This window comes from Klebsiella sp. ME-303, from assembly GCF_007910085.1.
GTDB lineage: Bacteria > Pseudomonadota > Gammaproteobacteria > Enterobacterales > Enterobacteriaceae > Klebsiella > Klebsiella michiganensis.
In genome coordinates, this window is sequence record NZ_VOJB01000093.1 from 90,700 (window position 1) to 103,818 (window position 13,119).

Annotated in this window: 14 protein-coding genes and 1 pseudogene; 10 read left to right on the forward strand and 5 right to left on the reverse strand. The window is 56.4% G+C overall.

Features of this window, described 5'->3' with window-relative positions:
- Positions 1–379 precede the first annotated feature (379 nt).
- The gene (locus FQK12_RS21740) at positions 380–664 is read left to right on the forward strand and encodes a hypothetical protein (RefSeq protein WP_014229236.1); all 285 of its coding nucleotides are present in this window, start codon (positions 380–382) and stop codon (positions 662–664) included.
- A gap of 52 nt (positions 665–716) precedes the next feature.
- Here the strand turns inward: FQK12_RS21740 and yncL are convergent, their stop codons facing one another.
- The gene (gene yncL / locus FQK12_RS21745; RefSeq protein WP_004101822.1) at positions 717–809 is read right to left on the reverse strand and encodes a stress response membrane protein YncL; all 93 of its coding nucleotides are present in this window, start codon (positions 807–809) and stop codon (positions 717–719) included.
- A 197-nt stretch (positions 810–1,006) separates the two neighbouring features.
- On the opposite strand from yncL, the gene FQK12_RS21750 reads away from it, so the two are divergent.
- The 3 genes from FQK12_RS21750 to FQK12_RS21760 all read left to right on the forward strand — a co-directional run bounded on the left by FQK12_RS21750 (position 1,007) and on the right by FQK12_RS21760 (position 3,358).
- Complete coding sequence (locus tag FQK12_RS21750) at positions 1,007–1,180, forward strand: GhoT/OrtT family toxin (RefSeq protein ID WP_004850604.1); 174 nt, start codon at positions 1,007–1,009, stop codon at positions 1,178–1,180.
- Positions 1,181–1,251: 71 nt separating this feature from the next.
- A complete protein-coding gene (locus FQK12_RS21755; protein ID WP_014229237.1) occupies positions 1,252–2,022 on the forward strand; it encodes an alpha/beta fold hydrolase in 771 nt (256 codons plus the stop codon).
- Positions 2,023–2,101: 79 nt separating this feature from the next.
- Entirely contained in the window at positions 2,102–3,358 is a 1,257-nt protein-coding gene (locus FQK12_RS21760) for a putative acyl-CoA thioester hydrolase (RefSeq protein ID WP_038423441.1), read from the forward strand.
- Between the two features lie 3 nt (positions 3,359–3,361).
- Here the strand turns inward: FQK12_RS21760 and FQK12_RS21765 are convergent.
- Positions 3,362–4,794: pseudogene (locus tag FQK12_RS21765) on the reverse strand (aldehyde dehydrogenase).
- Positions 4,795–5,063: 269 nt separating this feature from the next.
- Between FQK12_RS21765 and FQK12_RS21770 the strand changes: the two are divergent.
- Together FQK12_RS21770 and FQK12_RS21775 are read left to right on the forward strand one after the other, a co-directional pair.
- Positions 5,064–6,662: an ABC transporter substrate-binding protein gene (locus FQK12_RS21770; protein ID WP_014229240.1), complete on the forward strand. Its 1,599-nt coding sequence runs from the start codon at positions 5,064–5,066 to the stop codon at positions 6,660–6,662.
- 17 nt (positions 6,663–6,679) lie between these two features.
- The gene (locus tag FQK12_RS21775) at positions 6,680–6,913 is read left to right on the forward strand and encodes a DUF2526 family protein (RefSeq protein WP_014229241.1); all 234 of its coding nucleotides are present in this window, start codon (positions 6,680–6,682) and stop codon (positions 6,911–6,913) included.
- A gap of 8 nt (positions 6,914–6,921) precedes the next feature.
- On the opposite strand, the gene FQK12_RS21780 is transcribed toward FQK12_RS21775, so the two are convergent.
- Together FQK12_RS21780 and FQK12_RS21785 are read right to left on the reverse strand one after the other, a co-directional pair.
- Complete coding sequence (locus FQK12_RS21780; protein ID WP_014229242.1) at positions 6,922–7,371, reverse strand: DMT family transporter; 450 nt, start codon at positions 7,369–7,371, stop codon at positions 6,922–6,924.
- A complete protein-coding gene (locus tag FQK12_RS21785) occupies positions 7,368–7,886 on the reverse strand; it encodes a GNAT family N-acetyltransferase (protein ID WP_014229243.1) in 519 nt (172 codons plus the stop codon). Before FQK12_RS21785 ends, FQK12_RS21780 begins: the two co-directional genes overlap by 4 nt.
- 511 nt (positions 7,887–8,397) lie before the next feature.
- Between FQK12_RS21785 and FQK12_RS21790 the strand changes: the two genes are divergently transcribed.
- The 3 genes from FQK12_RS21790 (at position 8,398) to FQK12_RS21800 (ending at position 11,533) form a co-directional block, all read left to right on the forward strand.
- Positions 8,398–9,693 (forward strand): porin, encoded by a 1,296-nt coding sequence (locus tag FQK12_RS21790; protein ID WP_038423177.1) that lies wholly within the window; start codon positions 8,398–8,400, stop codon positions 9,691–9,693.
- Between the two features lie 161 nt (positions 9,694–9,854).
- Positions 9,855–10,430, forward strand: coding sequence for a helix-turn-helix domain-containing protein (locus FQK12_RS21795; protein WP_009652267.1), 576 nt, complete (start codon positions 9,855–9,857; stop codon positions 10,428–10,430).
- Between the two features lie 65 nt (positions 10,431–10,495).
- Positions 10,496–11,533 (forward strand): NADP-dependent oxidoreductase, encoded by a 1,038-nt coding sequence (locus FQK12_RS21800; RefSeq protein WP_014229245.1) that lies wholly within the window; start codon positions 10,496–10,498, stop codon positions 11,531–11,533.
- A gap of 42 nt (positions 11,534–11,575) precedes the next feature.
- Here the strand turns inward: FQK12_RS21800 and rihA are convergent, their stop codons facing one another.
- Complete coding sequence (rihA, locus tag FQK12_RS21805; RefSeq protein ID WP_014229246.1) at positions 11,576–12,511, reverse strand: pyrimidine-specific ribonucleoside hydrolase RihA; 936 nt, start codon at positions 12,509–12,511, stop codon at positions 11,576–11,578.
- Positions 12,512–12,804: 293 nt separating this feature from the next.
- On the opposite strand from rihA, the gene FQK12_RS21815 reads away from it, so the two are divergent.
- Positions 12,805–13,104 carry a DUF406 domain-containing protein gene (locus FQK12_RS21815; RefSeq protein ID WP_014229247.1) on the forward strand — a complete coding sequence of 100 codons (300 nt, stop codon included), beginning with the start codon at positions 12,805–12,807 and terminating at the stop codon, positions 13,102–13,104.
- Positions 13,105–13,119: the final 15 nt, after the last annotated feature.

Here is a 13,119-nt window from a genome sequence, read left to right on the forward strand (position 1 = left end):
CATTCTACTGCAATCCTGTCTGCCCTGGAACCTGCTAATAATGATGATCGCATACCGGCATCGCGTCCAGGCGAGTATAAAGAACAGTAAACAATTCCCCACCGGTATGAAAAGCGCCTTTGTTTTTAACTCTACCGTTAAGCGCTGGCGGTCGTGCCGGGATGATATTAAGGTCCGGCATTAACCCTATTAATAATCATGTTATTGAACGCGGCAGATGAAATTATTATGCCTGCGATCGGCAATATAAATCCGGTGATATTTATTCGCGCGCGATAATCTTTAGATTCTGCGTAATTGTAATATTTATGTTAAATATTACGCATATCCAGGACGTTGATAAGAGAAAGGACGCAGGTTTGACTTTCTATAGCCGCTCATGCGAACATTCGGCGCAATTTGTTGCTTCGAAGTTGATATTGTTTTGAAAAAAATAGCGTGTTTCCTTTTTGTGGCCTGCGCCACGGCGATGCTTTACGGGAATTTTCCGGCCAAACAGATTATGGGCTGTGAAGAGCAGGGCGTCGCGGAACCGGTCTGCATGGCGGCCGCATGGGATAGTGAAAAAGTCGATCTTTTGCCGGCCTGGAATCCCGACGTCCAGAAGCTGATTACCGCGCAAAAGACCCTGTCTGCTGCGGAGCCGGGGTCTTTCAAATCGTAAAAAAGCAGCCTTCATGGGCTGCTTTTTTAGGTTTCATTGCTGAGTAAAATCGCTAAAACCAACCAAAACGAACGGATAACAGGCCGATAAGCGCAAGTGCCGCGCCGACATTTATCAGAAGAACGGTTTTGCTGGAAACATCCATAACGCCACCTTTATAAATAAGCCTCTACATTTATAGTACGAGCTCAAAGTTTGCGCTATCGGACAAAGACGAATCGGGCGTTTTTCTGAAATTAACCCTGTTACCTGTTTTAAAATACCATAATCTCTGACGCACTCTGGGGGTGCGAAAAGGCATCGCGATCGGCGAAAATGCTTGTCAGGGAAGGAAGAAGAAAAATGACGTTATACCAGAAAATGCTGATTTTTTACGGAGTTATGGGCTTCATCTGCGCGGTAATCAGCTGGTTCTTAACGAAAGAGAGCCGCTGGATCCGCCTGCTGGCGGCGCTGTTGATTGGTGCGACATGGCCGTTCAGTTTTCCCATGGCGCTGCTGGTCTCCCTGTTTTGAAGGAAAAATTGATGGCTCACTCTTGGTTATGACTGTATAAAAAAACAGTCATCACTCACGGAGCCTTTTCGATGCTTAGTTTTTACTCTTCACAGGCTGGCGCTATAGTGCGCTGGCTCGACCTGCCCGGTCGCGGCGACCCTGTTGTTTTTATCCACGGCCTGGGCTGCGCCTCTACCTATGACTATCCGCGCGTTGCCGCCGACCCGGCGCTGGCCGGGCGGCGAATGATTCTTGTCGATTTACCCGGTTTCGGCTACAGCGATAAACCCGAGTCCTTCGGCTACCGTATTGGCGATCAGGCCGGGGTGGTGGTTGAGCTGCTGGACCGCTTAGGGCTTGAGCGCTGCTATCTATATGGCCACAGCATGGGGGGCAGCGTCGCGATTGAAGCGGCCGAGCGGCTCGCCGGACGGGTGCGGGCGCTGCTGGTGGCCGAGCCTAATCTCTATCCCGGGGGCGGCATGTACAGTAGACGTATCGCCGAACAGACTGAAGAACGCTTTATTGCTCGCGGCTACGCCGACATGCTGTCCGCCGACGCTTCGCCTTGGGCCGGCTGTCTGCAAAACAGCGCCCCCTGGGCGGTGTGGCGCGGCGCGACCAGCCTGGTGATGGGCGTTAATCCCTCCTGGTTTAGCCGCTTTATCCACTTATCCTGTCCTAAGGCTCTGATATACGGTGAAGATTCGCTACCGGCCCGGGAAGCGACGGATAGCGAAGCCGCCGGGATCCCGCTGCTGGTGATACCCCAGGCCGGGCACTCAATGGCGTGGGAAAACCCATCGGCGCTGGCCCGTACGCTCGCCGATTTTTACTCCGCCATTGAGGCAGAAGCCTGATTCGTGATCGCCGCACATAAAAGAAACTATATTTCATTTATTTTGATATATGATTTCTTTTATTCATGGCGAGCGTGAAATGCGAAAAATCACTATCCTGGGTATCTCGGCTTTACTCTTTACACCGCTGCTTCTGCAAGGGTGCGCGACGCAAACTCCCCGCGGGACGACCTCCCGTCCACAGCTTACGGCGGCAGAAGCGGCAACCTTCACCATTGAGCGCTATTTTGCGCAAGGCGGCGCGTTAAATGACCCCGATGGCCCCTGGTCGCCATCGCCGGTTCACCTCCCGCAAACCGAGAGCGCGTGGCGCGTGGCACCCTCGGGAGCGCCGTTCACCCGCATTCAGCAGGCGGTTAACGCGGCAATAGGCCAGCATGGGGCGCAGGAGGCGCGCATCTATATCCGCATCGAACCGGGCATCTATCGGGAGACGGTCTATATCCCTGAAGGCGCGCCGCCGATAACCCTCTACGGCGCCGGAGATAGTCCTGAAGAGGTGAGAATTGAGCTGGCAATAGACTCGCAGTTCTCGGTAGCGCGCTATCGCCAGCGGGTAAATAGCCAACAGCAATACCGCGAAGGCGATCCGGCATGGTATCAGTATGCGCTGTGCGCCGGGCGAACCAGCAAGACGATAGGCACCAACTGCGCGGCGGTGGTCTGGTCGCAAAGTGCGGATTTTCAGCTGCTGAATCTCAGCGTAGCCAATAGCCTGCTGGATACCGTCGACGGTGGGACGCATCAGGGCGTGGCGCTGCGGACGGACGGCGATCGCGTGCAGCTGGAGAACGTCCGCCTGCTCGGACGTCAGGACACGCTCTACGTAAATACCAGCAATCGGCGCAATGAGGCGGTAACCGACCGTATCAGCCGGGTATACGTGAAAGACAGCTACGTCGAAGGGGATGTGGACTACGTCTTTGGCCGGGCGAACGCCGTTTTTGATAACGTCCATTTTCACACCGTCTCAACGCGCCGCTCGCCTGAGGCATACGTGCTTGCGCCGAATACGTTGCCGGATAATCCATACGGCTTTCTGGTGAAGAATAGCCGCTTTACCGGCGACGGCGGCTATCAGGGCAGCTTCAAGGCGAAGCTGGGCCGCGCCTGGGATCAGGGGGCGGGGAAGACCGGTTATTTAGCGGGTAAAACCGCTAACGGGCAGGTGCTTATTGCCAACAGTATTATCGATCAAAGCTACGATCGGCTTTCCCCCTGGGACGCTGCGGCCACCACCGCCCGGCCGTTCCGCGGCAACACTTCCGCAGAACGGCAGCTTGATGATGTTGCCTTCAATCGCCTGTGGGAATTCAATAACCACTGGCAGCCCTGAGGCTTAAAACGGGAGCTCGCGCGGGACCGTTTGCAGCGTTACCCAGCGTAGCTCGGTAAACTCGGCAATTCCCGCGCGTCCGCCAAAGCGGCCGTAGCCTGACGATTTGCAGCCGCCAAACGGCATTTGCGCTTCGTCATGTACGGTGGGGCCGTTGATGTGGCAAATGCCGGTTTGCAGATTTTGCGCCAGGTTCCACGCCCTGGCGCTGTCCCGGCTGTATATCGCCGACGAGAGGCCATATTCGCTTTCATTGGCGACGGCCAGCGCTTCAGCTTCGTCCTTAACGCGAATAATCGATTTCACCGGACCGAACGACTCCTCATGCCAGATGCGCATTTCCCGGGTGACGCCATCAAGCAGGGTGGCGCGCATTTGCGTCGAATCGGATAGGCCGCCGGCCAGCAGGCGCGCCCCCTTCGCCAGCGCGTCCTCTATCAAGGCATTGCAGCGGGTGACGGTCTTCATGTCCACCACCGGGCCGAGCAGGCTGGCGGGCAGGGCGGCGGCGCGTCTGGCCAGCTGCGCCACAAACGCTTCCGCGACTGTCGCGTCGACGATGATGCGCTCGGTGGACATGCAGATTTGTCCGGCGTTGGCAAATGCGCCAAAAATTGCGCCTGCGGCGGCCTGTTCGAGATCGGCGTCATCCAGCACCAGCAGCGGCGCTTTGCCGCCGAGCTCCAGCACCGCGGGTTTCAGATGTTCGCCGCAGGTGCGGGCGATTATCCGCCCCACCGGCGTGGAGCCGGTGAAATTGATGCGGCGTACGGCGGGATGGGCAATCAGTAACTCCACCAGCGCAGGCGCGTCGGCGGGGGCGCAGGTCAGATAATTGACCACGCCCGCGGGAAAGCCTGCCGCCGCCAGGGCATCGATAATCAGCCCCTGCGTCGCCGGTGAAAGCTCCGCGCCTTTGAGGATAACCGTATTTCCACAGGCCAGCGGCGTGGCGATAGCGCGGGTCGCGAGGATTAATGGCGCGTTCCACGGCGCCATGCCAAGCACCACGCCTGCGCCCTGGCGGATGCCCAACGCCAGATTTCCCGGCACGTTGGAAGGGATCACCTGGCCCTCAATTTGTGTGGTCAGGGCGGCGGCTTCGCGCAGGATATCGGCGGCCAGATGAACGTTAAAACCGGCCCAGTGCGCGGTGGCTCCCGTTTCCGCCGCCATCGCGGCGATAAATTTCGCCTCATGGCGCAGCATCTCTTCCGCGGCCTCCAGCAGGAGACGTCGGCGCTCGGCGGGTACCGTATCGCGCCACTGCGGGAACGCCGCGCCGGCGGCAGCGGCGCAGCGGCGGGCGTCCGCCAGGCTGGCGGCGCTGCAACGGAGGCGCGTTCGTGCGTGAGCGGATTATCGCGGGTAAAGGTGGCATGACCTTCAGCATCATGCCACTGGCCGTTGGTGTACAGATTGCAGGTTATTGTCATTATTGGCTTCTCCTGGCGTTACGATTTGCCGAGTGTACCGGGTTGCGCCGCCGCGCGCTGGCGGTCGGGCGGTTATCGCCCGCTTTTTTCGTAACTTTGCGCAGGGTTCACATTTATGAAGAAGTTCGATGACGCCAATCGAGAGGATGTTGAATTTATCGGCGAAAACGCGGTTTTTAGCATAACCTGATAGCAATTGATTATTTGCCGGTTGAATTCTCCTGTGCTGTTATTAAAGGACTTATAACAAATTCATAAGGCTTATAACCATGTCTACAGGGAAAACGTTTCTTGCGCTGGCGTTGAGCGCGCTACTGCCGGCGTCAGGCGCCTGGGCGGCGGGCAACGATACGCTGGTCTATTGTTCCGAAGCTTCGCCGGAATCTTTCAACCCGCAGATTGCCAGCTCGGGCCCGTCTTTCGTCGCCAGTTCCCAGGTGCTTTATAACCGCCTGATAAACTTTGACCCGGTCAAAAATACGCCGATTCCCTCGCTGGCCACCGAATGGCGCGTCTCCCCGGACGGTAAAACCTGGACTTTCACCCTGCGTAAGGGCGTGCAGTTCAACAGCAACAAATACTTCAAGCCGACCCGTGATTTCAACGCCGATGACGTGCTGTTCTCGGTGCTGCGGCAGAAAGATGCCAGCCATCCGTACCATAATGTTTCCCAGGGACATTACGAATACTTCCACGACGTTGGGCTGGATAAGCTGATCAAAGACGTCAAAAAAATCGATGATTATCACGTGCAGTTTGTGCTGAACGAGCCGAACGCGGCGTTCCTCGCCGACTGGGGAATGGATTTTGCGTCGATTCTGTCTGCCGAATATGCCGATGCGATGCTGAAAAAAGGCACCCCGGAGTATGTCGATACCTGGCCTATTGGTACCGGACCCTATGCGCTGCAGCAATATAAAGCGGATTCGCTGATCCGCTATGTCGCCAACCCGCACTACTGGGACGGTGACGTGCCGACCAAACACCTGATTTTCTCGATCACACCGAACGTTGAGACGCGGCTGGCGAAGCTGCAAACCAATGAATGCCAGATTATCCCCGCGCCGTCGCCGGTACAGTTCCCGGTGATTAAGGGCAATAAAGATCTGGCGCTGCATGCGGTTGAGGCGCTCAACGTAGGCTATCTGGCCTTTAATACCGAGAAAAAGCCGTTTGATAACGTACTGGTGCGCCAGGCGCTGAACTACGCTACCGACAAGCAGGCAATCGTGAAAGCGGTCTTCCTGGACTCCGGCAGCGTCGCGAAATCGCCGATCCCCGCCAATATGCTGGGCTATAAGAAAGATCTGCCTGATTACGACTACGATCCGCAAAAAGCGAAAGATCTCCTCAAGCAGGCCGGGCTGGAAAAAGGGGCCGAAGTCACCCTGTGGTCGATGCCTGTGCAGCGGCCGTATAACCCCAATTCCCGACGTATTGCCGAGATGATTCAAAATGACTGGAGCAAGGTTGGGATCAAAGCCAAAATCGTTACTTATGAATGGGGTGAATACCTCGCCGGCATGCGTAAAGGCGAGCACGACAGCGCGCTGTTTGGCTGGATGTCTGATAATGGCGATCCGGATAACTTCGCCGGCACCCTGTTAAGCTGCGATAACATTAAAACCGGCTCTAACGTTGCCCGCTGGTGCGATAAGACCTACGATGCGCTGGTGAAAAAGGCTATCCTGGTCAGCGACCCGCAGGCGCGCGCCGGACTCTACGCTCAGGCGCAGGAGATTTTTCAGCAGCAGGCCCCCTGGATCACCCTGGCGACCGGTAACACCTTCTACGCGACGCGCAGCAACGTGAGCGGCTACAGCGTGAGCCTGATGGGCAGCGATTTTTCCAAAGTTAAACTCAATTAAGCCGGAAGGAGAGAAGCATGTCGCATCTGGATGAGGTTGTCGCGCGCGTGGACGCCGCGATTGCCGAAAGCGTTATTAGCCATATGAATGAACTGCTGATCGCGCTGAGCGATGACGCGGGGCTGGGGCGGGAAGAGCGCTACGTTCAGCAGCAGCGTTTGCGTAACGCCATCGCCCACCACGGCCGCCAGCAGCACGAGGAGCAGGAAGCTCGCCGGGAGCAGCTGACCCGCGGCGGCGAGATTCACTAGTTACGCCGCTAGAACTGGCGTCTGGCCACCAGCCAGGCGCCGATAACCAGCATCACCGCCCCGCAGAGCGGGCCAACCAGCGCGCGTAGCGGGACGTGGTGCGCGCGAATCAGATCTAGCACTAAGCCCCCAACCAGCTGGCTGGCAATCAATACCGCAATCGTGGTTGCCGCCCCGACGTTCTGATAGCCGCTGATGCTGGCAAAGACAAAGAACGAGCCCAGCAGACCGGGAATAAGCGTCCACCACTTTACGCTGACCGCCAGCTCCTGAAACCCCGCCGCGCCGTGCTTAAGCAGCAGTATTGTCACGAAAATCACGATGCCGACCAGCGAGTTAAGCAGCATGGCGATCAGGATGGTCGATGCGGACTGGGTAATGCGCACCATCAGCGTGTTTTGCAGCACCAGCCCGACGCCAGCGGCGATTAAACAGGCCAGGGTCAGCGTTTGATTCATGCGCTGCCGTCCGGATCGCGGCGATCGTCAAGCTGCAGCTGCATAAAGGTCAGATCCAGCCAGCGGCCAAATTTCGTGCCGACCTGCGGCATCTGCCCGGTGGTGATAAAGCCCAGCGTTTCATGCAGATGCAATGAAGCCTCGTTTTGCGCTTCAATGCCGGCGACCATGACGTGCTTATTCAGCCGTTTCGCCTCGGCGATGAGGGCGACGAGCAGGCTGCGGCCCAGCCCTTTCCCCTGATGAGCGGGGTGGACATAGACGGAATGTTCGACGGTGTGGCGAAAGCCGTCAAAGGCGCGCCAGTCGCCGAAGGAGGAGTAACCGGTAATCACCCCGTTTTCTTCGCTCACCAGCACGGGATAACCGGCTATCTGCCGGGCTTCGAACCAGGCAATACGGTTGTCGGTATCGACGGTTTTGTCGTTCCAGATGGCGGCGGTATGGACGACCGCATGGTTGTAGATTTCAGCGATTGCCGCGCAATCGTCTTTGCTGGCATGGCGGATGCTCATGGTGTCCTCAAAGCTTGTACACTATAGTAGTACAGTATTATTACAATAATGTACGCAAGGCTGTCACCTGGTTTAGGCATAAATTTTTCCTCTGGCTGACCAGGTCCGTTGTGTGCGATGACTGCGCGACCCTGGGTTGCCTGCGCAGAAACATCATTTGTATTTATATTTCATGATTAGAGAATTTATTAAATATATTACTGTTAATTTGCCGTCATATTTTACATTTTTATTTACCGGATTTGGATTTTCCTGACATGCAGAAAAGAAATTAATTTAATCATAACTCATTGATTATATTGGTGATGATGTAAATCATTGTGATGGCAGTCCGCTTTTTATTTTCACCCAATAGAACTAGTCTAACCCCTGAAGATATATTTCGGTTAAGCAGAGCGCATGTCGAGAAGTTATTCGATATGGCTCTGTTGGATTTTATATAACGATATTCTGTTTACACTATTATGCGTATTTATACGCAGGGAATGATTTTGCTAACAAGGGTGAAGCAATGGCGCGTACACAAAATATGAAGAAATTAATGCCGTCAATATTGGCAATGGCCATGGGGGCTATATTGGGCAATTCCGCTATGGCGGCTGAAACCACCGCGCTACAGGCGGCACCGGCTTATACCGCGACGCAGACTAAAGGGGAGACGCTGTGGAGCAATGACGATACGGCAATCGGTATTTTAGGATCCGTACGTTTAATGGCCAAAACGGACTCTAATCATACTCAGGAACATAATATACAGAATAATGACTCGCGGCTGGGGGTTGCCGTGCGGCATAATTTTGACCTGAACGGCCTGAGTAATTATGCCGTCGGTTATTATGAGACCGGCGTTCATGGTTTAGATTCCGCCACCGATGACCAGGGCAATGATGTTTATACGCGGCAGGCTTATGCCGGTATTGGCAACGACCGCTATGGCGTGGTGACCTTCGGCAAACAGTATGCTCCCACGGACTGGGGGCTGGGTATTGATACGACTTATGCCTGGGGCGGTAAAGCGAAACATGATACCGCCGGAATGTCGACGGATATTATTAATTCCGCGGCAATCTATTATTACAATGATAACAATATGACGATTGGCGTCATGGGGCAAGGCAATGACAACGTCGACAGCATCGGCTTTGCGGCCTACGGCGATGGGCCGAATCTGCATGACGCTTACCGCGATGGTTCAGCCACCGTTCACGGCGGCGCCGCGGCTGCCGCGCAGTACCGTTGGGATAACGGCTTCTCCGTCTCCAGCGCGGTGGCGTATAACAATTACACGGTAAATAGCGGGTCAGTCAGCGGCTGCCAGAATTTTGGCCCGAACGGACACTGTTTTAATTACACCGATAATAACGGCGATGCCTATGACGGCAATACTTATAGCATGGGCATGAACGCGAAATATACGACAAGCGTTGGCGATCATGCCTGGTATAACGGCGCGGAGGTGACTTATTACCTCAATAAAGTGAATGATGTTACAGCGGCGACCAGCGGCCATTACGAACATAATAACCAGCAGGGTGATGACCAGGAAACGGTGCTTGGCCTGGAATATGATTCACAGTTTAAAATCACCCCGGCCTGGAGCGTGTACGTTGATTTTAACTGGTCGCAGGGCGGCGATGCGATGGATGGGCAGCACTTCCAGTCGACGGTATTAGGCACCGATTACTGGCTGGGGAAAAACGCGGTGACCTATCTTGAATACGGCTACGAAAAAGCCTGGGGCAACGATAACGAAGCGTGGAATATTGACGACAATCTTGGCGCAGTGGGGCTGCGCGTCTTTATCTGACGGGCGTTTTCTTTTCATTTATGGTCTTGAGGGTGTTTAGTTAACGGATTGCATCCTTTTCTGCCTTGCCCGGTGGTGTATTACGCCGGGCCTTTTCACGATAATCGCCGCTATCGGCGTCTGGTTGTAGAAACAGTAGGGCTACACTATAGTGTCACGTTATGAATACTATAGAAGACAACCTCAACCAGCGCATCAGCGCACGCATCCGAATCGAGCGGGAATCCCGCGGCTGGTCGCTCAGCGAACTCGCCGAGCGGGCTGGGGCGTCGCGGGCGATGATCCACAAGATCGAGCGCGGCGAAAGCAGCCCGACGGCGTCGATGCTTGGACGGCTTTCCGGCGCCTTCGGCATTAGCATGTCGACGCTGATCGCCAGGGCGGAGATGCAGGAAGGCAAGCTGCTGCGTTTTGCTCATCAGCCGGTGTGGCACGATCCGCAGAGCCACTATCTTCGGCGTCACGTTTCTCCGCGTAGCGACCTGCCTATCGATCTGGTGCAGGTGGAACTTCCGGCTGGCAGCGACGTTCCTATGCCCGCGTCATCCTATGCGCTGGCCCGGCAGCTCATCTGGCTACAGCAGGGCGAACTGGTCTTTCTCGAAGGCAACGCGCGCCACGAAATGCAGGCGGGGGATTGCCTGGAGCTCGGGCCGCCGAACGACTGCCGCTTTATTAATGAAACCACGCAGCCCTGCGTCTATCTGGTGGTCCGGCTCAATCAATCTGCCTCATAATGTCAATGCGCGTTGCCGGGAAAGCAGCTAGCCTCAATACAGACTTGTCAAAAGAGGAGTTTGTTATGGCTTTCAATCCGCAACGCCACCGCCGTTGGGTGCTGGCATCCCGTCCGCACGGCGAGCCGACCGGGGAAAACTTCCGCCTGGAAGAGGGTGAGGTCGCTTCTCCCGGGCCGGGACAGCTACTGCTGCGCACCGTCTTTCTGTCTTTAGATCCCTATATGCGCGGGCGGATGAGCGACGCGCCTTCCTATTCGCCGCCGGTCGCCGTTGGCGCGGTGATGGTGGGCGGCACCGTGAGCCGCGTCGTGACATCGAACCATGATGATTATCAGCCCGGCGACTGGGTGCTGGGCTACGGCGGCTGGCAGGATTATGAACTCTCCGACGGCAGCGGGCTGGTGAAGTTAGGCGAGAGCCCGGAACACCCTTCCTGGGCGCTGGGGATCCTCGGCATGCCGGGCTTTACCGCCTATATGGGGCTGCTGGATATTGGTCAGCCGAAAGCGGGTGAAACGCTGGTGGTCGCCGCCGCCACCGGGCCGGTTGGCGCAACGGTCGGACAGATTGCTAAGCTGAAAGGCTGCCGTACGGTGGGCATCGCTGGCGGCAGCGAGAAGTGCCGCTATGCGGTAGAAACCCTCGGCTTCGACGCCTGCATCGATCACCGCGCGCCCGATTTCGCCGTCAAACTGCTTGAAGCCTGCCCGCAGGGGATCGATATCTACTATGAGAACGTCGGTGGGAAAGTGTTTGATGAAGTGCTGCCGCTGCTGAACACCTCGGCTCGCGTGCCGGTTTGCGGCCTGGTCAGCGGCTACAACGCCACCGCGCTGCCCGACGGCCCGGATCGTTTACCGCTGCTGATGGCGACAATCCTCAAAAAACGCATCCGTATGCAGGGCTTTATTATCGGCCAGGATTACGGGCACCGGATTGCCGAGTTCCAGCAGGAGATGGGGCGCTGGGTGCAGGCAGGGAAAATCAAATACCGCGAGCAGGTGGTTGACGGCCTGGAGAACGCGCCGCAGGCGCTCATCGGTCTGCTGAAGGGCGAGAACTTCGGTAAAGTGGTGGTTCGCGTCTCTCCTGACGAGTAGCTTTTTCCCGGCAGGCATCGCGCCTGCCGGTTTTATGATGATTTACGCGTAAAAGGCCAGCCGCTCCGCCAGCAGGTCAACAAACGCCTGGCGATCGACATCGAGCATCACCGTTGCGTTCGGCTTCCTGCCGGTCAGATTGTAGAAATCGACCACGGTCATTCCCTGGGTATATTTCCCCTGCGTTTCCACGCCGACCCAGCGTTCAATGGTGGTAAACATCTCCGGCTTCAGCAGCCAGGCAATGGTGCACGGGTCGTGCAGCGGCGCGCCGACAAAGCCCCATTTCTCATCCTTATGGTACTCAAGGAAGAAGTCGAGCAGTTCGGCGACGATGGTGGATATCGGGTTGCCAATGCGGCGGAAGCGCTCAATATCCTCAACGTGAATTTGCGCTTTATGGGTGACGTCTAACCCGGCCATCACCACCGGAATGCCGGACTGGAAAACGATCTCCGCCGCTTCCGGGTCGACGTAGATATTAAACTCGACCGCCGGCTGCCAGTTACCCAGCACCATCGCACCGCCCATTATCACGATGCGGGCAATTTTGGCATGCAGTTCAGGGTGGCTGTTGAGCAGCAGGGCGACGTTGGTTTGCGGGCCGGTTGCGACGATGGTGACCGGCTCGGCGCTGTCGCGCAGGGTTTTGGCCATCAGCTCGACGGCGGTGCACGTCTGGGCGGCAAAGCCCGGTTCCGGCAGCGCCGGACCGTCAAGACCGCTCTCGCCATGCACGTTATCGGCGATAATCAGCTCCCGCATCAACGGCTTGAGCGCGCCGCCGGCTACCGGAATATCCGGGCGCTTAAGCAGGGTGAGCATCCGCAGGACGTTGCGCAGGGTTTTGTCCGGGGTCTGATTTCCCGCGGAAGAGGTGACGGCTTTAACATTGAGTTCGGGTGAGGCGAGGGCAAGAACGAGGGCAATCGCGTCATCATGACCCGGATCGCAATCGATAATCACTGGCAGTGCCATAGCAGCTCCTTGTTGGCGTTATTTTGTGACAAGGGTAACGCCGTAAAGCGGTATAGACGAGGCTTAGCGCAGGATAGTGTGATGACGTGCACGATTGAGCGCCGATATCGCGCGACGCCTTGCCAATCTATCTGCCTGATCCTTGCGCAATCAGGGGGTAGTCATGCGGTGGCGCAAAAAGTCGCTTCTCGCGGAGGCCTATAATGATAAAACGACTCAACCATACAAATATTCATGGTTTGCTTTCCGCCAACGGATTCTTATTCTAAAGAAAACTTCAAGAGGTAACCGCAATGAAAGATGTTGTAGATAAATGCAGTACCAAAGGCTGCGCCATTGACGTGGGCTCGATTATTGATAATGAGGACTGCGTCTGGCGGGTAGAGAAAAACTTCGCCACCCGCGAAGAGGCCGAGTCCACCATCGCGGCCGTCCGCGAACGCGCCCTGGCCGCCGCGCCCGCCAGCGAGCCGCCGCAGGTCGACTATACCATCGTGGCCGCCGGCGATGAGGCAAAGCTTGAGGCTTCGATTGCCTTCTCCTGCCAGGCGGAAAAGATCATTTTCGAATTGTCGTTAAGAAACGTGATTTAACGCCATCGAGCATCC

Bases quoted from the DNA above. Each gene is read 5' to 3' on its own strand.
- FQK12_RS21740 (WP_014229236.1), top strand. From the start codon at position 380: ATGCGAACATTCGGCGCAATTTGTTGCTTCGAAGTTGATATTGTTTTG.
- yncL (WP_004101822.1), bottom strand. From the start codon at position 809: ATGGATGTTTCCAGCAAAACCGTTCTTCTGATAAATGTCGGCGCGGCA.
- FQK12_RS21750 (WP_004850604.1), top strand. From the start codon at position 1,007: ATGACGTTATACCAGAAAATGCTGATTTTTTACGGAGTTATGGGCTTC.
- FQK12_RS21755 (WP_014229237.1), top strand. From the start codon at position 1,252: ATGCTTAGTTTTTACTCTTCACAGGCTGGCGCTATAGTGCGCTGGCTC.
- FQK12_RS21760 (WP_038423441.1), top strand. From the start codon at position 2,102: ATGCGAAAAATCACTATCCTGGGTATCTCGGCTTTACTCTTTACACCG.
- FQK12_RS21770 (WP_014229240.1), top strand. From the start codon at position 5,064: ATGTCTACAGGGAAAACGTTTCTTGCGCTGGCGTTGAGCGCGCTACTG.
- FQK12_RS21775 (WP_014229241.1), top strand. From the start codon at position 6,680: ATGTCGCATCTGGATGAGGTTGTCGCGCGCGTGGACGCCGCGATTGCC.
- FQK12_RS21780 (WP_014229242.1), bottom strand. From the start codon at position 7,371: ATGAATCAAACGCTGACCCTGGCCTGTTTAATCGCCGCTGGCGTCGGG.
- FQK12_RS21785 (WP_014229243.1), bottom strand. From the start codon at position 7,886: ATGAGCATCCGCCATGCCAGCAAAGACGATTGCGCGGCAATCGCTGAA.
- FQK12_RS21790 (WP_038423177.1), top strand. From the start codon at position 8,398: ATGGCGCGTACACAAAATATGAAGAAATTAATGCCGTCAATATTGGCA.
- FQK12_RS21795 (WP_009652267.1), top strand. From the start codon at position 9,855: ATGAATACTATAGAAGACAACCTCAACCAGCGCATCAGCGCACGCATC.
- FQK12_RS21800 (WP_014229245.1), top strand. From the start codon at position 10,496: ATGGCTTTCAATCCGCAACGCCACCGCCGTTGGGTGCTGGCATCCCGT.
- rihA (WP_014229246.1), bottom strand. From the start codon at position 12,511: ATGGCACTGCCAGTGATTATCGATTGCGATCCGGGTCATGATGACGCG.
- FQK12_RS21815 (WP_014229247.1), top strand. From the start codon at position 12,805: ATGAAAGATGTTGTAGATAAATGCAGTACCAAAGGCTGCGCCATTGAC.